The organism is Enterococcus sp. AZ009 (assembly GCF_050548785.1).
GTDB lineage: Bacteria > Bacillota > Bacilli > Lactobacillales > Enterococcaceae > Enterococcus_D > Enterococcus_D entomosocium.
Genome location: NZ_CP172960.1, coordinates 1,650,447 through 1,672,088, shown reverse-complemented (window position 1 = coordinate 1,672,088; position 21,642 = coordinate 1,650,447). Strand labels below are relative to the sequence as shown.

20 protein-coding genes and 1 tRNA gene are annotated in these 21,642 nt (G+C 43.3%); 4 read left to right on the top strand and 17 right to left on the bottom strand.

Features of this window, described 5'->3' with window-relative positions:
- Positions 1-43 precede the first annotated feature (43 nt).
- From IGJ74_RS07965 to IGJ74_RS07955, 3 genes are all read right to left on the bottom strand, one after another.
- Positions 44-883 carry an SDR family oxidoreductase gene (locus IGJ74_RS07965; RefSeq protein ID WP_008381487.1) on the bottom strand — a complete coding sequence of 280 codons (840 nt, stop codon included), beginning with the start codon at positions 881-883 and terminating at the stop codon, positions 44-46.
- A gap of 122 nt (positions 884-1,005) precedes the next feature.
- Positions 1,006-2,151, bottom strand: coding sequence for an N-acetylglucosamine-6-phosphate deacetylase (nagA, locus tag IGJ74_RS07960; RefSeq protein ID WP_218193127.1), 1,146 nt, complete (start codon positions 2,149-2,151; stop codon positions 1,006-1,008).
- 68 nt (positions 2,152-2,219) lie between these two features.
- Complete coding sequence (locus IGJ74_RS07955) at positions 2,220-3,065, bottom strand: helix-turn-helix domain-containing protein (protein WP_008381491.1); 846 nt, start codon at positions 3,063-3,065, stop codon at positions 2,220-2,222.
- A gap of 160 nt (positions 3,066-3,225) precedes the next feature.
- On the opposite strand from IGJ74_RS07955, the gene IGJ74_RS07950 reads away from it, so the two are divergent.
- On the top strand, positions 3,226-3,405 hold the full coding sequence (locus tag IGJ74_RS07950) for a hypothetical protein (protein ID WP_005236448.1): 180 nt from the start codon (positions 3,226-3,228) through the stop codon (positions 3,403-3,405).
- Between the two features lie 55 nt (positions 3,406-3,460).
- Here the strand turns inward: IGJ74_RS07950 and IGJ74_RS07945 are convergent, their stop codons facing one another.
- The 4 genes from IGJ74_RS07945 to IGJ74_RS07930 form a co-directional block, all read right to left on the bottom strand.
- A complete protein-coding gene (locus IGJ74_RS07945; protein ID WP_005236450.1) occupies positions 3,461-4,678 on the bottom strand; it encodes a pyridoxal phosphate-dependent aminotransferase in 1,218 nt (405 codons plus the stop codon).
- A 167-nt stretch (positions 4,679-4,845) separates the two neighbouring features.
- A complete protein-coding gene (locus IGJ74_RS07940; protein ID WP_194187991.1) occupies positions 4,846-5,721 on the bottom strand; it encodes an ABC transporter ATP-binding protein in 876 nt (291 codons plus the stop codon).
- A gap of 10 nt (positions 5,722-5,731) precedes the next feature.
- A complete protein-coding gene (locus tag IGJ74_RS07935) occupies positions 5,732-6,946 on the bottom strand; it encodes an ABC transporter permease subunit (RefSeq protein ID WP_218193128.1) in 1,215 nt (404 codons plus the stop codon).
- Positions 6,943-8,055, bottom strand: coding sequence for a hypothetical protein (locus IGJ74_RS07930; RefSeq protein ID WP_194187993.1), 1,113 nt, complete (start codon positions 8,053-8,055; stop codon positions 6,943-6,945). The genes IGJ74_RS07935 and IGJ74_RS07930 overlap by 4 nt, the downstream gene beginning before the upstream one ends.
- Positions 8,056-8,251: 196 nt before the next feature.
- Here IGJ74_RS07930 and IGJ74_RS07925 point away from each other — a divergent pair.
- The 3 genes from IGJ74_RS07925 (at position 8,252) to IGJ74_RS07915 (ending at position 11,381) form a co-directional block, all read left to right on the top strand.
- Positions 8,252-8,334: transfer RNA gene (locus IGJ74_RS07925), tRNA-Leu, on the top strand.
- Between the two features lie 404 nt (positions 8,335-8,738).
- A complete protein-coding gene (locus tag IGJ74_RS07920) occupies positions 8,739-9,965 on the top strand; it encodes an Ltp family lipoprotein (RefSeq protein ID WP_218193129.1) in 1,227 nt (408 codons plus the stop codon).
- A 144-nt stretch (positions 9,966-10,109) separates the two neighbouring features.
- A complete protein-coding gene (locus tag IGJ74_RS07915) occupies positions 10,110-11,381 on the top strand; it encodes a hypothetical protein (protein ID WP_218193130.1) in 1,272 nt (423 codons plus the stop codon).
- Positions 11,382-11,473: 92 nt separating this feature from the next.
- Here the strand turns inward: IGJ74_RS07915 and IGJ74_RS07910 are convergent, their stop codons facing one another.
- The 10 genes from IGJ74_RS07910 to IGJ74_RS07865 all read right to left on the bottom strand — a co-directional run bounded on the left by IGJ74_RS07910 (position 11,474) and on the right by IGJ74_RS07865 (position 21,503).
- On the bottom strand, positions 11,474-11,701 hold the full coding sequence (locus IGJ74_RS07910) for a hypothetical protein (protein WP_005229963.1): 228 nt from the start codon (positions 11,699-11,701) through the stop codon (positions 11,474-11,476).
- 64 nt (positions 11,702-11,765) lie between these two features.
- Positions 11,766-12,638 carry a VOC family protein gene (locus IGJ74_RS07905; protein ID WP_086317257.1) on the bottom strand — a complete coding sequence of 291 codons (873 nt, stop codon included), beginning with the start codon at positions 12,636-12,638 and terminating at the stop codon, positions 11,766-11,768.
- 165 nt (positions 12,639-12,803) lie between these two features.
- Positions 12,804-13,637, bottom strand: coding sequence for a sugar phosphate isomerase/epimerase family protein (locus tag IGJ74_RS07900; protein ID WP_008381505.1), 834 nt, complete (start codon positions 13,635-13,637; stop codon positions 12,804-12,806).
- 149 nt (positions 13,638-13,786) lie between these two features.
- Positions 13,787-15,280: an extracellular solute-binding protein gene (locus tag IGJ74_RS07895; protein WP_016613309.1), complete on the bottom strand. Its 1,494-nt coding sequence runs from the start codon at positions 15,278-15,280 to the stop codon at positions 13,787-13,789.
- A 3-nt stretch (positions 15,281-15,283) separates the two neighbouring features.
- Positions 15,284-16,876 carry a glycoside hydrolase family 43 protein gene (locus IGJ74_RS07890; RefSeq protein ID WP_218193131.1) on the bottom strand — a complete coding sequence of 531 codons (1,593 nt, stop codon included), beginning with the start codon at positions 16,874-16,876 and terminating at the stop codon, positions 15,284-15,286.
- Complete coding sequence (locus IGJ74_RS07885) at positions 16,873-17,319, bottom strand: DUF4064 domain-containing protein (protein ID WP_218193132.1); 447 nt, start codon at positions 17,317-17,319, stop codon at positions 16,873-16,875. The genes IGJ74_RS07890 and IGJ74_RS07885 overlap by 4 nt, the downstream gene beginning before the upstream one ends.
- The gene (locus IGJ74_RS07880) at positions 17,316-18,221 is read right to left on the bottom strand and encodes a pectinesterase family protein (RefSeq protein ID WP_218193133.1); all 906 of its coding nucleotides are present in this window, start codon (positions 18,219-18,221) and stop codon (positions 17,316-17,318) included. The genes IGJ74_RS07885 and IGJ74_RS07880 overlap by 4 nt, the downstream gene beginning before the upstream one ends.
- Positions 18,182-19,072, bottom strand: coding sequence for a dienelactone hydrolase family protein (locus IGJ74_RS07875; protein WP_008381516.1), 891 nt, complete (start codon positions 19,070-19,072; stop codon positions 18,182-18,184). The genes IGJ74_RS07880 and IGJ74_RS07875 overlap by 40 nt, the downstream gene beginning before the upstream one ends.
- Positions 19,069-20,385 carry a glycoside hydrolase family 28 protein gene (locus tag IGJ74_RS07870; protein WP_218193134.1) on the bottom strand — a complete coding sequence of 439 codons (1,317 nt, stop codon included), beginning with the start codon at positions 20,383-20,385 and terminating at the stop codon, positions 19,069-19,071. The genes IGJ74_RS07875 and IGJ74_RS07870 overlap by 4 nt, the downstream gene beginning before the upstream one ends.
- Positions 20,382-21,503, bottom strand: a complete 1,122-nt coding sequence (locus tag IGJ74_RS07865; protein WP_218193135.1) for a glycoside hydrolase family 88 protein — start codon at positions 21,501-21,503, stop codon at positions 20,382-20,384. The genes IGJ74_RS07870 and IGJ74_RS07865 overlap by 4 nt, the downstream gene beginning before the upstream one ends.
- Between the last annotated feature and the right edge of the window lie 139 nt (positions 21,504-21,642).

Sequence of the window (21,642 nt, the reverse complement as noted above, 5' to 3'; positions counted from 1 at the left end):
GTCATTTATTCAAAGTGATCCAGATTGGCAAAAGCAAAACAAATCATTTTGTGTGGTCCGCAATTCTTTGTTGCGTTTCTTGCCATAGTTTCTGTGCTTGTTGCTGCTCCTTCGGGATCTCGGTTAGGACTGCTTGACGATCAACAAAGTAGCGGCCACTGATACCCGCAACGTCTGGACTTAGCGCTAAGTAAATCGCTGTATCTGCCCCTTCTTCGGCTGTTTTAAAAAAAGGCGTCAACATTTTATAAATAGATTGACCAAATCCTGTTTGTCGACTGACCCCTAAGCTGGTCGCCACAGCTCCCGGATGCAAGGAATTAGCAGTAACGGTCGTATTGCGTAGCTGGAACGCAAGCGCATCCGTAAATAAAATCAGGGCTTTTTTTGAGCGGCCATATTCCCGCCAAGGGAAAAAATCCGGTACATCGAAAAAGCGCTGATCCTTTTTCTTTACAAATTTGTAGGCGCCGGATGACACATTAACGATCCTGCCGGCATCGGCACGTTTTATTAGCGGCAATAACTGACGGGTCAGTTCAAAATGCCCCACGTAGTTTACGCCCAGCATTTGTTCAAATCCATCGGCTGTTCGCTCTTTTTTTAAATTGACGATGCCCGCATTATTGATCAGTACATCCAATTTCTCAAAGCGGGCGTTGATTTCAGCGGCTGACTTGCGTACGCTAGCCAACGACCCCAAATCACCGATCACTAGATCGATGCTTGGATTGCCTGTCTCTTCCTTCAAACGTTGCTGTGCTGCCTGCCCTCGTTCGGCAGAACGGCAATACAAAATCACATGCATCCCCAATTCTGCCAATTGTTTGGCTGTTGCAAAGCCCATACCGGCATTGGCGCCGGTAACTAAAATCGTCTTCAAATCCCCATCATCTCCTTCATAGGATGTCGTTTTCTTTCATCATAACTGAAAACAAAAAAATCTGCTCAAAAAACAGATCAAGAGAAGCTCTCTTCTTGTTTCTTTAAGCAGATTGTTTTATTTTACGCCTGGTAGCGGCAGACGCCATCTAAATAGGTGGCTGTTACATTCATTTCTTGATCCAAAACAATAAAGTCAGCTGGGCGACCTTGTTTGATCATGCCGCAAGCATGGTCAATTTTACAGCTGATTGCTGGAATCAAGCTGGCCATCATGACCGCTTCTTGAGGGGTAGCGATTCCCCAGTCTACTACATTTTTCACAGCTTCTTTTAGTTTCAAAATACTACCAGCAAGATTGCCAGTTTCCATTCGAGCCGTTCCGTCTTTCACCACTACTGGAAATTCACCTAAAATATAATCACCATCTGGCATGCCGCCAGCCATCATACAGTCAGTGATCAAGGCAACATGGTCGTGACCAGCTTTTTCCATCAAAATCTCAGCTGCTTGAGGATGCACATGGTGGCCATCACAAATCAACTCTGAAAAAACTTCTTTTAATGAAAGTAGGGCACCAACCATTCCAGGCTCGCGATGGTTTAATCCGCGCATACCGTTGAATGCATGAACAAAAACGCTAGCACCAGCTTCAACTGCTGTTTGCGCTTCTTGTAATGTACCGTTACTATGGCCTAGAGCAACCACTACGCCTTCTTCCGTCACTTGCGAAACAAACTCACTCACACCTTCTCGCTCAGGAGCCAAGGCGATTTTTTTGATAATTCCACCAGAAGCTTCTTGCCATTCATGGAAGGTATCGATATCAGGATCACCAAAATAAATTGGATTTTGTGCACCTTTATGTTCTTCAGTAAAGAATGGGCCTTCAAAATAGATCCCTTGGATTTTTGCTCCTGTAACTTCGTCTTTGACTTTCCCAACGGTTTCAGCAACATCCCGCAACCGTTCTTTGCTGGATGTTAAGGTTGTTGGCAAGAAGGAAGTCACACCACATGATAAAAGGCCTTCCGACATGGTTTTAATGCCTTCTGCATCGTTGTCCATCACATCATGGTTCATAAATCCGTGGATATGAGTATCCACAAGACCCGGTGCTACCCATTTGCCTGAATAATCTTCTACGTCTGCACCAGAAGGGACTTCATCGACGATCGCTCCGAATTTCCCCTCTTTGACCTCCAGGTAACCAGGGCCATGAACCGCTGATTTTAGAAAGAATTTGTCTGCGTAAATATATTTATTCATCTTGATCGCTCCTCTATTTCTTTTCTTCCTTAAAAGTACTCTTATTTAGGGAAGAAGTCAAGAAAGGTCTACACCACTTTGTCAGATTGGCGAATATCCATGACAGCACGATACAGCTGAAAACTTTTTTCGGCTGCATTTTCTTCTTTCAGTCTATAAAGTAAGTGTCCCTTCAGTTCAAACAATTCTTCTAGAAAATACAAACTGTTTTTTTCTCTGGCTAAGGAAATGCCTTCGTTCGTTACCTTTAGCGCGAGGCAATCTTCTTGTTGCTCCTTTAAAAAGACCGCATAATTGTAGTAAATTTTGGTCAATGATGTGGAGAGACGTTCCGGCGGCAGTGCGTGCATGGCATCGTAAGCTTTTTCTAAGTAAAAACGAGCCTCACCCAGTTGCAGCAAATCACTATAGACGCGACCCATGCAGCTCAGGATACGAATTTCCATCACCGACACATTGGTCTTATCCTGTTGATAGGAGTAGGCCAATCCTTTTTTCAGCGCCTCAAGGGCGGCATCATAGTTTTGATCGAGGAAATAATCACAGCTGCCTAGATAGTAGTAATACATTTGCATATCTGAATCCAGATACAAATAATCCTTGATCGCCTTATCTTCCATTTTTTCCCGCATTTCTTGAAACTGCTTATGGACAAAATGTGATTCGATTTCGGCAAAGATTTGATTGGTTTTGTTGATCTCTTCCGAATGAAGCATCATTACTTGATCTAAGGTGACTCCTAAGCGTTGGCAGATTTGGTACATCACCCAGACATTCGGCAACTCTTCGTTGTTTTCAATACGGCTTAAAACACTTTGCGAACAAATATCTTCCGCTAACATCTTCTGTGTCATCTTTCGTTTCAACCGAATCGAACGGATATTTTGACCAAAAGATTCTTCTTTTTTCTTCATAATTGTCCTCCGGGGGGAATTCTTATAAAAACCGAACGTTTCTTGTCAAAAATGCGAATTCGCATTTTTAATTTTCTTTATTTTAGCACATAATGACAAAAAGGAAAGCAATTTCAAGAATGTCTTGTTATTTTTCCACAATTTCAAATGAGGTGTTAAGATGACGATCGACAGTACGATCTTTTTTACATGGGATGGCAAGAAGTATCAAGGGATCATCGAACGAGAATATGAGAACTCTGTTCTGGTTCAAGTCACCGATCCTAGTGCTGAAATGCTGGATAAATTTACCAATCGAATGATTGTGAGCAAAAAAATTTGTCAACCAGTTGCCGAATAAAAACATAAGCACCACTCCCTCACGGTTGTTGAAGGAGCGGTGCTTTTTTATATTCTTATTTCTGACGATAGGACGCCAAAAATTCTGTCATTTTTTCAGCAGTCGTTTTTAAGTCTTCCATATTAGGAAGATAAACGATTCGGAAATGATCTGGCTGTTGCCAGTTGAACCCACCGCCGTGAACCAGCAAAATGTGGTGCTCGTGTAAAAAGTCTAAAACAAATTGTTCATCATTGGTGATATTAAAGCGTTGAATATCAATTTTAGGGAAAATATAAAAGGCGGCTTTCGGTTTCACCGCTGACAATCCCGGAATGTCATTGATTGCCTTGTGGATAAACGCTCTTTGTTCATAAATACGACCACCTGGTAATAGTAACTCATCAGAACTTTGATAGCCTCCTAATGCGGTCTGAACGATTTGTTGCGATAAGACATTCGAACACAGTCGCATCGAAGATAGCATATTCAAGCCTTCGATATAGTCTTTCACATGGGACTTGTCGCCACTGAGGACCATCCAGCCCACACGGAAACCTGCCACTCGATGAGACTTAGACAAGCCACCTAGCGTCACAACGAATCGATCTGGCGCTAATGTAGCAATCGGCACATGGACATAATCATCCATGACTAACCGGTCATAGATCTCATCAGAGAAAATGATCAAGTCATGCTCACGAGCAACGTCGACGATTTGCTCCAAAATTTCTTTTGGATAAACGGCTCCTGTTGGATTGTTCGGATTAATAATGACGATCGCTTTGGTTTTGCTGGTGACCTTGGCTTTGATGTCCTCGATATCAGGATTCCAATCTGCTTGTTCATCACAAATATAATGGACGGGCTTTCCGCCAGCTAATGAGATCGAAGCAGTCCACAAAGGATAGTCAGGCATCGGCACTAACACTTCATCCCCATTGTTACACAAACCTTGCATGCACATCGTGATCAGCTCGGAAACACCATTACCTGTGTAAATATCATTGATGGTCACATCAGGAAATTTCTGTAATTGATAATATTGTTCGATCGCTTTACGGGCAGAAAAAATCCCTTTCGAATCAGAATATCCTTCCGATTCTCGCACGTTCATAATCAGGTCTCTAACGATCTCATTTGGGGCTTCGAACCCAAAAGGCGCGGGATTCCCCGTATTTAATTTCAAGATACTGATGCCTTCTTCTTGCATCCGATCGGCCTCTTCTAAAACTGGGCCGCGCACATCATAACTGACCCCTTCAAGTTTTGACGACTTCGAAAATTTCTTCATATTCCATTTCTCCTTTAACCATAGGTCAACGTCAGGTTATTGGTTCTCGTCGTTGATCTCTTTTCAGATTGAACCTATTATAGCAAAAAAATTTTAACTGTGGCGAAAATTTTTCGCCTCTCGGTCGAGAGCGCTTGCCCTGCGTTCATCCACTGAATTTGGTTCATTCAGGAATTTTCAGGAAAATACTTCAAGTACAATTCATTTAACGCCAAATGCCCCACCGAAAAATCAGTGATTCCTGCTGCGATAAAACGTTGCGGCAACTGCGGATCGCTGATTTCTACCAGATAGATCCGTCCTTGCAGATCGATGGTCACCGTCGTTAATTCTGGAAAAGCCACCAAAAAATCTGCCGAGTCCGTTTTTAAGTACAACGGTTGATTGACTAACGACTTGCGACCAAAGTATTCGTGAATGATCTTGCCGTCTTTTAAAAACAAGACCCGATCCGCGTAGGAATCCAAATTGGTCAAAATATGCGAAGCAATCACGATCGCTTTCTTTTGCGCTCGCAAGGCTTTTAATACGTTAGAGATCAATTCCACATTGGTCGGATCCAAGCCATTCATGACTTCATCCATCAGCATATAAGGCGTATCCGTCACGATCTGCATCGCAAAACAAAGACGTTGCCGCATGCCCAGCGAATAGGTACCCACAGGACGTTTGATATAGTCACTCATCCGCAAACGATCAATCGTTTCTTCCACTAAGTGTTCCTCTGAACGCCACATTCGCTGATACAGCTTGAGATGCTCGAAACCACTCAAATCATTGTACAAATCATTTTGGTCAGGAAAAAACGAAATTTGTTGATGCGCTGCCACTTCTGATTTTTTGGTCACATATACTTGACTGCCATTCAAAAATACTGCGCCTTCATTCGGCTGGATGAAATTCATCGCCACATTCAATAGCGTGGATTTCCCGGTGCCGTTAGGGGCGACTAACCCGACGATTTCCCCGGGAGAAAAGGCAATGGAAAGCTGATCCAATACTTTTCTCGTATACGTGACCGTCACATTTTTCAGTTCTAACATATCGTTCCTCCTATGCCAAATGAAATTTTTTGCGTTGGATCGTCACGAAGAAACACATTTCGATCAGAAGCCAAACGCCTCCTAATAAAAGCAACCCTTTTTCCATCGTAAACCCTGCAGAACCAAAATAAAAACGTGTCCAGCCTGAAAGGACTTGTCCCACATTTTGATACAGATAGACATACAGCGTTTTATCAAGGTAAGCACTGAACCAACGTCTTTGGAAAATATAGGGTGAAAGCAAGCAAAAACCAGCCAAAAGCAAATTAACCAGTTCTGAGCGAAACAGGGTACTGAACAACAAGATGCCGCGACAATAAATAAACTGCAAAAAAAGCGTCGCAAGAAAACATTGGCCTATAAAAAGACCGATGGCTTGTGTTTCAAAAGCGTTGAAATCTGTGATCGGGTAGCGAGCATCAAAGGTCGTTGATAAAATCGTGACCGGTATTTCCAGGGAACCAAAGCCGAATTGAATGCCAGAACCCAACCAGAGAAAGAACATGGTCCCAAGCGTTGCAATTGCAGAACCGACCATCAATACTGCCGTTTTGCTCCAAAGGATCTCTTCTGCCGATAATGGCAGTGAAAGAAATAGGGATTTATGTCTTCGTTCTTTTGGCAAACAATCGATCGCCAAAAATAAAGAAACAGCAAGCAATAGAATCGGTAAATATCCAGTAAAACTTCGCTGCAATGCCTGTATCCCCGTTTTTTGCTCCATGACTGCTTGCGAGAGTTTCTTATTCGGCAACTGGCTGAAGGCTTCCATAAGCTTAGCGGTTGAAGCATAACCAAAGCGACCGTCATAGGCAGCGTAGTAATTTTGAAACGTATAATAATCCGGTGTATAAAAAACATTTCGTTCATCGGTAAACTGCAACGCCAACTGGTACCACGTAGTTGTTCCTCGTGCATAAGCTTGCCAGTTTTCATCAGCTAGTGCATCTAATCGTTGTTTTTCCGCTTCGTTCCATGGGGTAAACATTTCAACTGCTAAGCTTGCCGACCAATGGTCAGAAGGATTGGCTGCTTGTTGATCAAGAAAATCTTGTCGCACAGTATAGCGTTGTTGCATTTCTGTTTTATCTACTCGTTCAATCGGGCGAAAATCTTTTTGCCAAAAACTGTAAACGCCGCTATAGATAAGAAGCAAGCAAAAAAGACCAATAGTTTTCTTGCTCTTTAAGAGTTGTCGTAATTCAAATAAAAAATAGTCTTTCATCCTTTGCCTCCTCTCAACAAGCGATTCTGTTTATCCGCAACGAGCATCAAAGCTATACAAAGGAAGATCCACACCACCGTCAGCAGCCAACTAGCATAGACTCCCCAAGAAGTACCAGAACCCAATGCAAAGGCGCCCGAATAAAATTTATCCATAGCAGCTATATGAACTGGTAACAGTGGGATCTTTTGCAGCATCGGAATCAAGCCGAGCCCATAAAAAAGCACCAGCAAAAAGAAAGAGACGTATCGATTGGCTGCGATCATGTTCATGACAAAACCTAAGCATTCGATCAAACCAATCAGCAAGCCAAAAGAAACCAGGCTATATAAAACGCTCTGCCAAAAAGGTAAGGCTACCCACTCCCCATTGAGATAGACGGCTACTGGATACTGCCAATCCCCGAACTCCCCCAGAAGGCTCATTGAAAGAAAGACGCCTAAGAAGAACACAATCAAAACGCCTAAATTTGTAATCCCTTTAACCACAATTTTACTTAACATCCGAATCGGAAAAATCTGCGGGTACGAGCGAATCAAAGAGAAGTGTTCTCTTTCTTCTATCAAATTGTCACTGGCAAAAAAAGCCCAAAAGAAGAAGCCAAAATTAAGCAAAAAGGTTATTGCCAAAGCGACAGCGGTCTGGGCATTGGCAGCAGTGAGGACCGGCTCTTTTTCTTGCTCGACTAAAGCTTGATAGACCTTCTGATCTTGTTCGATTGCCCATAAAGGTGGCAAAAATCCTTTGTCATCAACTTCTGACGCCCAAATCTGCTTTTTTAGTTCTGCAATTTGAATACTCGTTTGATTAAATCGTTCGTATTCTTCCATAATCAAGTTGGATAACTGTCGCGAAGTCAGTGTATTGTTTTCAAGCAAAAGTTGATACACCTCTTGTTCAGCAGGTGAACCCGACTGATTGGCTTGGTAGCGATCAACAAGCCGTGAGGCTTCCGCTTTTTCTGCAGTGATCGTGGCGGGTAAGTTGATGGGTTCCATCAGCTTCAAATAAATGGAAAAACAGCAACCTAAACTAAAGGCACCAATGAGCAGGAAGAGGAACGTTTTCTGTTTGACAGATTTAGCTAACTGGTTTTTAAAGTAGTTCATTTGCTCTCCTCTCAAAAAAATAATTATTCATTCTTTTAGCATACCTTTTATGGAAAAAAATGCAATCTAAAGTCTGAAAATTCTTTCAAATAGCATTAGGAAAAGTTATTGACAAACCTGTTGAAAATCAGGTAAGATATTTTCTAGACGCGGCGTGACAGAACTACCTCAGCCTGCGTTTCCTTCTATAGTATTTGCGGAAATGACGGAATGGCAGACGTGCAAGATTGAGGGTCTTGTGAGCAATCGCTCGTGTGGGTTCAAATCCCATTTTCCGCATCCTTACAGCTTCCCTATTATGGGAAGCTGTTTTTTTGTTTGCTCAAAAGATTCCCCATGGCGATCCTTCGATGAATTCTTTCGATCGCTTTGATCTTGAGCGTCTACTCCTAGAAAGTTGATACGAAGCTTCCTTTCCCAAATGTATAAATCGATAAAAACTCTTTTATCATTGCATTTCACACTATTTTTCATATAAAATGAATAATATAACAATTATTCTCGAAAGCTGGTTCGATGCTCCGCTTTTTCTTATTGGCGGATCAGAAACAGTTGCCTGAATTTACTGGTGATGAAAAATCTTTTCAGCATTTTTCCCATTCACCTTCTCTCCTCCTTCCCCCAGATAAACAAACCTCTTCCGACCGTTTTCTCAGTTACTTTCGATAGAAAGAAGGAGCCTAATGAAAAAAAGAGTACTGATCACCCTATTGTCATTCGTTATTTTGCTTATCGGTTGCGCAAAGGCAGATGAAGAACTGTCAGAGACCGTTGCACTTGGCATCGACGCACGACTGGAATATACAAACCAATCCGGAACGGGCTGGGCCTATTATCACCCAGCAACCTTAGAGTTGTTGATTGCCGGCAGTCAAGCCGAATTGGCTATTTTGGAAGAGCTTGATTCTTCCGACGAAGATCTTTATCAGTTAATCAGCCACACAATTGATTTGATGGCAACCGCTGAACGAGCGTTAGTGGAGCGTCGGATCGATGTCCCTGCTTGGTTTGCTGCCCGCATTGGTTATAGCCAGGCTCTGGCTGCGATTCATGAACGGAGCCCTATCATTCTCAGTAATCATGACAACCTCAACCGTCTACTGGAGGTAGCAAACGAAACGATTCCTGAAGCCGACCCGCGTCAAAAGCTGGGGCTTTTGGCAGACGATATTGCGCAGCTTCAGCAGCTCACCGAAGATGAGCTAACTCTTCATCGCAGGATCAAACTTGACGACGAACTCACCGCCACTGTTTACCACACAAGTGAAACGAATGTTGACGTCTTCGTTTTTTCGAAGCCCGAAGAGGAGTACGCATCTGGATTTACTGTTCTTAATCGGGAAACTGCCGACGAGCAAAAAGCTGCATTCTATGAAACGATTTTACGAGGGCTGGTCGTAAATATTCCTCGTGAATCGTTGATGTTTATGAATCGATTCGATCAATCTTCAGATGAATATCAGCTGGCGGTGATGACCTATGGCTTTGATCATGACATTGATCAAGACATGGTCACTACCGTGTATCAACAGCTTCAAGAAGCAAACGCAAAACAAGAAGCAGCTACGGCTTTGCAGCAAGAGCAAAACAATGACGAACAAACTCAGACCGAGAATGAAGGATCTTCAGAACAAAGACGAACGATCGCACGTGCCGAATCCTATACGAACCTCATGGCTTTCTCACGTGCACGATTGATCCAACAATTAGAATTTGAAGGGTTTACCCATAATGATGCGCAATGGGCAGTTGATCAGCTCACGATTGATTGGAACGAGCAGGCGTTGAAGAAAGCAAATAGTTACCATTCCTTGATGAGTCTTCCTCCAGACAACATTCGCCGGTTATTGGCTTCCGAAGACTTTTCAGAAGAACAAATCGACTACGCGATGACAAACATGGGTAACTAAAAACTAGCGAAGAAAAGGACATCGCGATGCCTTTATGATAGCCCTTATATTGTTGCTATTTTTTATACCCAAGAAAGTGCTCGATCTGATGCGTTCATTCGAACAAAATGGCGAAGTTTACCAGAATCCCCGAGGAGGAGAAAAATGAAAAAACAAGTTTTGTTGCCTTTATTACTAATACTATCCCTGATTTCAGGATGTGGGACGATAAATTTAGCAAGTCCTGAGGAACTTTCTGAACGCATCGGGGCAGCTTTAGATGCTGGTTGGGAACATACCTATCATGCAGAAAATCTGACTTATGAGTTAAGTATTGAAAATCTCGAACTGATGATTCGAGGCAAAGAAGCAGAATTGGCCTTTCTAGACCAGGTCAATAGCAACTCAAAACACAAGGCGGCATTCATTGAAAACACGGAAACAATGATCGCACTCGCTCAAGAAGCGATCGAAGCTCGCTATCTGGATATGCCCAGTTGGGTTGCCGCTCGCAATGGCCGTATCGAAGCCTTACTTGCCATCCATGAAGAGAGCCCGATCATCGTCAGTAGACGAGCAAAATTGCAAGAATTATTCAACGAATACGAAGAGGATTTGGCACTAGTGACCGCTGGAGCAAACAATCCTCTTGCCGATGAAGAAGGAATTAATGAAGATACACGAGAAAAGCTTGGTTTGACACCTGATACACTTGAACACTTACACCAACAAAGCGAAGACCAAGAAATCGAGTGGCAGAGTGCTATTGATTTGGCGAACGGTGTGACCATGAATGTCTTTTCAACAAAACATGAGCCAGTGGAGATTCTCACATTTACGAATGCTGGCGAAAAATACCCTGCCGCAATCACTTTGTTTAATGGGCAAATGACGGAAATCGTTCCCGAGATAATGACTCCTTACGAAGCCGTTTCCGCTTATTTTTACGAAATTGCCGATGCAGTTTATGAAACGATTCCAGTCGGTTATCGATTTCTGGTTGAATCCCTATGGCTTGAACTGGAAAACGACAATCGTTTTCAATTTAGAACCTACGTGTTTGATAACGAAGTGACCGAGGAAACGATTTTAGCAGGGTTTCATTTCGCCCCGACTGTAGCAGCACGCTATGAGCGCGAAAACAATGCGACAGAACGAGAACGTGAAGCCTTTTTCCTCGTTAGAGCGCAAGGAAATCGTCGCTTTTATTCAAAACAAGAGATGGCAGAACTGTTAGAAACAGAAGGTTTCACTGCGGAGGAAACACAATGGGCACTAGAGACCCTTGACGTAGATTGGTATCGCCATGCTTTAGGGCGCGCCAATCAATCCCGCCGGGTGTTAGGGATCCGTCAAAGAAATATGGCCGCTCATCTTGAAGGGAACGGCTTCTTACCTGATGAGATCGAATTTGCGATTGAAAACATGGAAAATTAGTATGTAGTGGACGAGACAGATCCCATTCCCCATTTTTTCTTAGCGTAAACAAAAAACCGACCAATCTTCCTGTTTAAGATTGGCCGGTTTCTTTATTTTTTGGTTTTGATTGGTACCATGGCTTTGCGCCGATGCTGTTTCATTATTGCTTGAAGACCATAGACACCAACTCCGATAATTCCTGCAAAAGCCGAAAAAGCAATAAAAATCACAGGAGACGCCCCACTTTCTATTAATTGTTTCCCTTGGACAAAGAAAAATAAGCCCATGCTGATCAATAATGCTAGAAATAGTGATTGTCCCGCCCCGTTTTTTTTCATGCTTGCTCTCCTTTTACTTGATTATAGGTTATTCTCTCATTTCATGAATGAAAAAACCTCCATCTTAAGGCTGATTCTTTCTTTCGATGATCAGATTGATCCCATTCGGATCAGTCAAATGCAAGCGGCTGTCTGTTTCTAACTCATAAGAAACGCCACTTGCCTTTAGATGACTTCGTAACGTAGAAAAAGCAAAAGCTGGCAAAACGATCGTAAAGTACGCTAAGCCTAGATCCTTTTCCTCCATAGCTGGAACATTTCTTCCCATCCAAATATTCGATCCGATATGGTGATGATACGAACCAGCAGCAAAAAACTTTGCTTGGCTACCAAAATCTGAAGTCAAACGCATGCCTAAAACTTCGGTGTAGAATTCTTCTGTTTTTGCCAGATCCGCCACTTTCAAATGGACATGCCCCACCGTGGTGCCAACTGGAAAAGTCGTTTGTGATCGGTCAGCGGCTCCCAGCACGCCTTGCGCGTCCATTTCGATAGTAACGCCCACGATCTCACCGTCTGCTCGAATATCCCATTCACTCTTCGGTTTGTCACGATACACTTCGATCCCGTTTCCTTCTGGATCGGTCAGGTATAACGCTTCACTATACCCATGATCGCTAGCACCATCCAGAGGGGCTTTGGCCTCCAAATAATGAATCAGCATATTTCCTAGGTCTTTACGGCTAGGCAAAAGAAACGCCGTATGGAAAAGGCCTGTTTTCCGTGTCAAAGGCAACGGATCACTTACCTTCTCTAGGACTAAAAGCTCTTGTGTCCCCACGCCCAATCGCGCGTGATCTACACTTTGCTCCAATAAAGTTAGGCCAATCACGTCCGAATAAAACCGGCTCATTTTTTCCATATTCGCTACTTTTAAAACGACTTTGCCAATTGCGGCTGTTGCATCGATTTGATAGGTTGATTGAATCATTGTCATCGCTATTTCCTCTTTTCTAAACAGTTAAGTTCACTTGTACCTTTAAGTATAACACTAACTTTTAGTAAGTAAATAAATCTGCTTGTTGAGGAAAGGATTCCTTGATCTCCCGTGACTCCTTGTAACAAAGCTTTTCCTCATCAGTCACAATCAAAGACAGCTCGCTCACTTTTGCAATGCTTCAATCAGTGAAATGGTCGGCTGCATCGCTTCTTCGGTCGTCCCTTCTAACACAACATAACAAAATGGCTTGTATTCAGCGGTGATGGCCAATAGTTGTTGATAATCAATCCTTCCTTCTCCCAATGGCACTACCTTGATTTTACCATCGATTACTTGATAGTCCTTCAAGTGCAAGCAAACGATGGCATCACCAAAGCGGGAAAAAGCTTCCCTTGTCAAAGCGACTTGCTCTTGATAGTTCTTCGCCGTAATCAGATTGGTTGGATCAAAGATGATCCCTAAATAGTCAGACGGTACTCGTTCCAGCAATTCTTCGATTCGATCGATCGATGATAGTGGATGATTCAAGCCCGCTTCAATCCCTAGCATCACTTGATGTCTCTTAGCCACTTGGACCAAACGCTTGATCACCTGAACCAAATCATCGAAAACGACGTCACTGAAATTTTCCTCGGTATACCCCATATTTGGCAAAACCGAACCAGTTTCACTTGCAACCATAGCTGCATCAAAGTATTTGGCATGTGCGAGATAGGTCTCGAATCTGGATAAAATCGCTTCCCGTTTTTCCAGATCAGGATGGATCAGATTACTATAACAACTCAATAAAGCGACCTGAACATAAGATTGACCAAAAACACGTTTGAAAAAGCGGCCTAAACCAGGGCTTAATTGCTCTGGCTCTGCCCATTGCGGGAAGGATTTATTTAATGCAAATTGAATGTTATGAATGTTTTTGGCGGCAATTTTTTGCGCTAATTCTTCTGGGGACCCATAATTCTTTAAATCATGCCCCCGAACAGTTAGTTGAAACATAGCTTCTCCTTTCTTCACTGCTTTTGAAGCAAAAAGAAGACCAAGCAGCGAATCACTTCAACTGGTCTTGGTCTTCCAATCATTCAGCAGTAGCGGCTCCTCACTTCATCCATTCCTTCTCAACAGATGATCAGAACCTTTTGTGACCTTTATTGTTGTGAACGATAATCTTCCGTGAACTCATCAATGATTTGCTGTCCACCATTTCTTAAGAAGGTTTCGATCGCTGTATCAAACCCATCGATCTCGATTTCCCCAGTCATATATTGGTAGTAAGCGTCTGAGATTCCTTCAATCAAGCTTGACCATGAACGATCATAGGTTTCAGAGGTCAGCGATTGTGCAGGATTGATCACCGCAAATTCTTCATTTTCCCGAATCTTTTCATTGGCTAAGTTGACATATGGGTTGCTTGAAGGGAAAACTGTTACTAATTCTGATGGACGAGACGAAGAAAATGGTTGTACTTCTTGTTGCCACTTCGTATCATCTAAACGGACATAGACACCCTCATCATCAATTTCATAATGGACCCCTTCGATCCCTTGCGTCATCAAGGTAAACGGCTCTTCGTCCATCAAATCGTTGATAAATTTCAAAACAACACGTAAGTCTTCTTCGGTTTCAACATTGTTTTTCGGAATGGCTAACCAACCGCCCATTCCACCATTGGTATCAGAAAGGATACGACGTTCCACATTTTCATGGACGATATCATTGATCAAGACCCATTCCATATGCTCTTCATCAGTACCAGCTGCATCATCAATGTAGTTACGTACTTCTTGCAAACCACTCAATACAATCCCACCACGACCTTGAACGATATAGTTCTTCTGATCATTTTTCGCCATTACCGCAAAATCAGAATTCATCCAGCCGTTATCATAGATATTACGGAACCATTCCATTGCTTCTTTGTATTCTGGTTGCATAAAGGATGGCATCACTTCATCATCATCCGTGATCGTAAACCAATTGTCTGCACCAAAGTAACCTGAAAGTGAACGGAACCCAACATTAAAGGACTCATCACGTTCAACGAATCCGACCGTGTCATCTACCCCATTGCCATCTGGGTCTCCTTCTGTAAAGGCTTGTGCCACAGCTGATAATTCTTCTAAAGTCGATGGCACGTCCAACCCTAAATTGTCTAACCAATCTTTTCTTACGAGGACACCATAACGAGCGATCGGTTTTAGAAACGGTACACCATAGATATGACCATCGATCCGAGAAGATTCTAAGCGATCCTCAGAAATTTCTGCCAGATTCGGAAACTCTTCTAAATAGGGTTCCACATCCCAGAACATTCCAGATGCTAGCGAACTACGGACGGTTGTGTTATTGATTTCTGTCAAACTTACGATATCTGCTAAAGAATTTGACGCTAATGCTGCATTCAAGCGTTCTGTTTTTGATGCGTCCGGCACCCATGTAAAGTCGATCTCGACCCCTGTATATTCTTCTAACTTTTGTGTTACATCCCCAGACGGAGGTGAAGCGGTATGCAGCATTGCCATCCAAGAAATACTTGTTTTTTCATCACTTTCTGGTCCATCAGATGAACCTCCGCCATCGCCGCAGCCTGCTAAAAACAGTCCTGCACATAATAATAAACTTGCTACTTTCAACTTTTTCATTCGTTACCCTTCTTTCTCTATTTTTAGGGAATCATCATCGAGCGGATCTTTCCCTTGATACTTAAAGTACGTAAAATCGGCATAGCTTCCAGCAAAGTGATCTAGATCATGGGCACTGATTCCAATGAAATTCCCTGTAAAACCACCAGACAAGAACTGGATGTTTTGCTTTTTAAAGGGATGCCACGTTTGTGATTGCCGATAGAACCATTCTGCTTCTAGATAAGAACCGACTACTTTCAATCCGATCGGCTCACTTGAAGCAGCGAGGGGCAATTTATCTGGGAACAAGTGAAATTCTCCTTCACAACACCGAATCAGACGAAGGATCTTGCCGTCTTTTTCATCATAAGTCCCATAGAAAAACAAATAGTTTTCTTCGTTTAAGAACAGCGACAATCCAGCCATCTGATTAAACGATTGGGGGTGGTATTCCATCACTGTTTCAGCTTCAAAACAAAAGTCTTGTTGACGAATCGCCAATAAGTGCTTATGAAAGTTCGATTGCATCGATTCTCCGCCGATCAATCGCAAAAACCCTGGTCGCTTAGTCAGATTGCACCACTCTTCATTGGGCAGCAATCGCCTACCGTTCCATGCTTTTTGCAATGATCCTTTAAAATCATCCATAAAAACAGCAGGTGATGCCCTTTGCTTCTGAGCGTCGCTAGCGAGTCTGATGGTTTGATCTGGGATCGTATCATCATTGCTAAGACGCAGCCATCCTTCGTGATCCCAATAGACGGTTTGGAGTGCCGTCTCTCGTCCAAGGATCGCTGCCTCTTCTACTGGCCAAGTCATCAAATAGCTCATGACCCATTCTCCTGATGGTGCAATCGTCAAACTGCCATGACCTGTACATTGAAAAGGGGAATCTTCGCGCTGATAGGCACGCATCATGGGAAAATGCGGATCTACTTCATAAGGCCCAGTGATGGTTTTACTACGACAAACCGTTACCGCATGACCTGCACCCGTTCCTCCTTCTGCCGTCAGTAAGTAATAACACTCATTGTGGTAATAAAGATGCGGTGCTTCAGTCTTCGCCAGCTGGCTTCCAGAAAAAATTGGCACTCTGTCACCGATCAAGCGGCCTTGTACTTCAGAGTATTCTTGGAGCACGATCCCCACCGATTTATTTGGTGTATCCTTACGATAATCCCAAAGCGCATTCAATAACCAGATACGCCCCTCTTGATCATGAAACAAGGACGGATCAAAGCCACTACCATTTAAGTAAATGGGCTCACTCCATGGCCCATGAATCGTAGGAGCCGTGATGAGATAGTTTCGACAGTCTTTGAAGGGGCGTGTCGTGTTGCGAACATTTGTATAGACACAATAGTATTGTCCGTTTGCGTAACTGATTTGCGGTGCCCAAATGCTGCAATTTGCTGTGTTACCTAATAAATCCACCTGATTGGTCAGAATATCTGTTTCATGGGACCAATTGACTAGATCTCGAGAACAGTAGACCCGAATTCCTGGCAACCACTCAAAGGAAGAAACCGCTAAATAATAAGTATCCTCGACTTTTAAAATACTCGGATCAGGATGAAACCCTCTTAAAATCGGATTATTGATCACTGCCTTCATGCAACCCCTCCTTGTTTGCTGACTGTGTCCGTTGTTTTTTTCTTGTGTCGATCATCGCGATGGAGAAAACAAAAACCCGCCGCTAAAAAGAAACAAAAGGCAATCGGAAAAGCGATCATTTGACTACCAATCAATGTCACGACACCAGTCAAAAAATAAATAGCACAAGATTGCTTTCGATAATTACGATAGCGAACAAGCATCGTCGCCACTGAAACCAATATCAGGAGTGCCAACAGCGTGAAGCCAAACCAAGCGCCGAGTGTTTGAAATTGCGCCAATGCTGCTTCTTCCGTCATTTGATTCAGTATAGTGGGAAACGCACGTTGAAAGATCTCTTCGAACTGCTGGACAGTCATTTGATTGATCGCCAAGGAAAAGCCGCCCATCAACACCAGAGCGAGAACCATCCCGATCCAGCCAGACCATTTTGCCTTGTTCATTTTTCTATCACTCCTTCAAGAGTCACCCATTCAGGACGTTGGGGACTTCTTTGGTAACAACACATTCGCTCCGTGAATGTGACCGTTTGGTGGCTTGCTGTTTTTCCCCAATCAGACCATCCGCAAGGGGCGAGCTGTTGATCAAAGCAGCAGGATAAAAAGGTGACTTTGGCTTCATTGCGCCAAGGGCGGCCTAGATAATAGGCTTTGTCCCCTGTCACTCGGCACCGATCGAAGGTTAACCCGCTTGCTTGTTTGCTAGTTGAGGCAGCAGTAACGTAGTTCGTTTGTGGTGTATTTTTACAATGCAAGCGACACTCTTCAAAGGTGGCGGAACCACCGCCAAAAATAAAATCGACTGTTCCACTGATTCTGCAATGCAAAAACAAACTCTGTTGTTGGTCAAAGATTGTTTTTCGCCAAGGACTGATCATTGGTTCGCCTTCTTTGGTATATTTTGGCAATGGACCCAGACACAAGGTATCTTGAAAAGCATCGAGATGACAGCGTTCGAAGCGAATGTCATCCCCTTCGATATAGACGGCAACTGCTTGCCCATACCCTGCGTCATTGATGATGGTCAGGTTTTTTACAAAGACTTCTCGGCTATTGATAAAGAGCGTCGCTGTTTGAAAGGTTCCTCTTTTTTGCCCATTTTCATCGGTTTGCTCGGCAGCCAAGTGGTAGCATAAGAACGTGTGGGGTTCCGCGATCAACGTAAGCTGGTTTTTATAGATTTTCACCTGTTCTTGATACACGCCAGAGGCGATCGTGATCTCACAAGGTGCGTTTAAGGCTTCAGCAGCCAACACGGCTGCTTGGATACTCGTAAAATCACCCTTTTGCGGCTCTTTACTAACCTTTAGCTTGATAGGAGGTGTTGTTTTAGAAATTCGATCCACTGCGCTCTCATCTCCTTGGTTTCTTCATGACCACCTGGCAAGCAACACGCCTGCCAATGCTCCTTGTAGCCTATTGCTTCATAATGCTGCCCGACCTGCTGATCCAAACGAGCGACGCCGCTTGAGGGGCAGCCACGATCCTCTTTGCCAACCAAACTCAAACGCGGGCGTGGTGCGATCTGTTTTTGGATCGCCGCAGTCGTAAAGTCTTTCAACACATTAGGAACATAATAGTAAAACCCATGTTTGCTTAGACGGTCCTCTTTGATCAATGCTTGATAGTCCACTTGTGCTGCCATGTCCACCACCACTGATATCCGTTCATCTAGCGCTGCCAACCACCAGCTCATCAAGCCCCCCATAGAAAGTCCCAATGTGGCGATAGCGGAATGTTTCACTTCTTTACGGGAAGCAAGATAGGTTAAAAACTGTTGATTGTCATAGATTCGTTGTCCCCATAATGTTTTGCCTTGCAACAGAAACCGCTTGTAGCTATCATTCTCACCGTTTTTTCGTTCGCCAAAACCCCACATGTCGATCACTCCAACGGCGACGCCCAGCTTCATAAATGCAGCGAATAGGCTTTCTTTTTGCATATACGGCGGACTTTGTCGCAGTTCTTCTTTCCCCATCGTGAAGTCGCCGCCATGAGAATGATTGAACAAAACGAGTGGAACCGGTTGCTGAGAGCTAGGATAAGCAAAGTATGCAGGGACATCCTCTTCTTGATTTAATCGTAGAAGTAAATGTTCCAAGGTATAATTTTGCACCTGCTCTTTTGTTTGCTGAACCACTTGTGGTGCAACTTTCATATCAGGACCTAGCAGCTGAAGTAACTGAGGATCCCTCACAAAAAATCTCCTTGAAATCCCAGAGGCTGACGATTCTCAAATGACTGTGTGACGGTGATTTCCCGGCTATTCTCGATATGGAACGCTTCAGTTACACCTTCCAAATTGATACGATCAAACTGAATATTCCGTCCACAGCCAATATAAAAACCTTGTTTTGTCATCTCTTCGATACCTGTCATCATCGCAGGCTTTCCTGGAATTGGGTGCTCAGCCATAGAGACGGCAATATCTTGGAAAGTGATATCTGAAATAAATTGTTCAGCCAAGCCATAAACAAACCCAGCGGCCGCATGGACATTCCGAGCCGAGATATTTGCAAAATGAATTCTCCGGAAATGAGGGGTTTCCTCGGTGATCGGGTACGGATTTTTATCCCAAACATACTTTTCTTTGCCTTTCGGTCCACAGAAATAGTAAAGATTTAAAGTGAATGGACAGATGACATTATCCATCACAATGTTATTCACTCGAATATCTTCGATCGTTCCGCCACGTCCACGACGTGATTTCAAACGAATCCCACGATCGGTATCTTGAAAAATACAATTACTAATAGTGACATTACGAATATCGCCGCTCATCTCACTCCCTAGAACGACGGCCCCATGCCCATGAAGCATATGGCAATTTACGATCGTGATATTCTCACAAGCGACCCGTTCTTTAGTGTCCTCCGTTCCTGATTTGATGGCGATACAATCATCGCCAACATCGATATGACAGTTACTGATGCGGACATTTTTACAAGATTCAGGATCGATCCCATCTGTATTTGGCGAATCCGCTGGATTTTTGATGCGAAGATTATCGATCGTTAGATCTTGGCAAAGAATCGGATTGACGGTCCAACTTGGTGAATCGACAAGACGGATATCTTTCAACGTAATTTGCTGGCAAGAGTCAAAACTAATTAATTTTGGTCGTGGATAAGCAAGCTGTTCACGATTTTCCCGAAAGGTATTCCACCATCTTTGCCCTTGTCCATCAAGCATTCCTAGTCCTGTGACAGCGATATTTTCCGCATTCTCGGCATATAAACAAGAGGCATAAACTTCCCGTTTGACCCCTTCCCAGCGAGACACGACGACGGGATAGTCTTTGGGATCATCAGAAAATACTAAGGTCGCCCCCAATAGTAGGTGCAGTTCAATGTTACTTTTTAAAAAGAGCGCACCCGTCGGATAGCGTCCTGCTGAAAAAGTGATTCTGCCTCCTCCTTGTTGATGCAATTCATCAATTTTTTCTTGAATCGCTTCTGTCAACAGACCTTCTTTTCCTTGTAAATCAGCTGTAGTCAATTGGATATTCATTTCTTGCTTCCTTCCTCCGTTAATGGTTGCAGCAGTAAACTCGCTTGTAAAAAGGCACCGTATCCTTTGAAATCATTCGTGATAACGGGTTCACTGATATAGTAAACAAACGTACCATCCCGATTATCTGGTCCACCAAGACCAGCAACTTCACAGTTTCTGATCAGATTCAACCAGCCTTCTTTTGTTAAAAAGACAAACTCATCAAGCAATCCTTGATAGGTCTCTTGGGCAAACACTTGCCATTTTTGATCGATGATCCCTGCTTTGACTGCTTTCGCTGTTGCGTAACAAATCATTGAAGAAGCAGATGCTTCTAAATAATTCCCACGCTCACTGCCTTTATCTAAGACTTGATACCACACTTTTTTCTGGGGATCTCTTACTTTAGCAAGAGCTTCTAGACAGGAGACAAACATGTTTTCTAATGGATTCTTCTGCTCTGATTCCTTTAATAGCACCATCGTATCTGCGAGAGCCATCATGAACCATCCCATTGACCGTCCCCAGAAATTTTTTGAACAACCGGTCTTGGGATCTGCCCACGGCTGGACTTTTTGTTCATCCCACGCGTGATACAAAAGACCCGTTTTTGGATCTAGGGTATGCGTAAAGCATAAGGTGAATTGCTTGATTACATCTGCCAATGCTTCTTCTTTATCAAATGTCAGTGCGTATTCTGTCAAAAATGGGGCCCCCATATATAAGCCATCTAACCACATTTGATACGGATAGATTTTTTTATGCCAGAACCCGCCTTCGCTCGTTCTTGGCATCTGCTGTAATTGTTGATACAGCGTGTCCAAGGCGATCTTGTATTTTGACGCTCCTGTTTCTTTGTATAGCAAGAATAAACATTTGCCATTATTGATGTAATCGATATTCATCGCATCCATCTGATAGTTTTTGATACGACCGTCTTCGTCAATATAAACATCCATCGTGTTTTGGATATAGTCGAAATAGCGTTTGTCACCAGTCTGTTCATAGGCTTCTTTCACGCCTTGCAAAACGACCCCGATGTCATAGGACCATTTTCCGTGATAAATTTTTTCTTTGCATAAGTAGTCATAGCGCTCAAATAATGTGTTCAAAGCAATTTCCGAATAGTTCTTCATGTACGATACTTCCTTTTATTGTAGTCTCCTCAATTCATAGAGCTGTTTCAATGAATCCGTTTTACTGGCTGTATTTCATGAGGGTTCAGCTTGTTCTGCTATTTTTCAGGTGTTTTCTAGTGACCGTTTTGTTCACGGA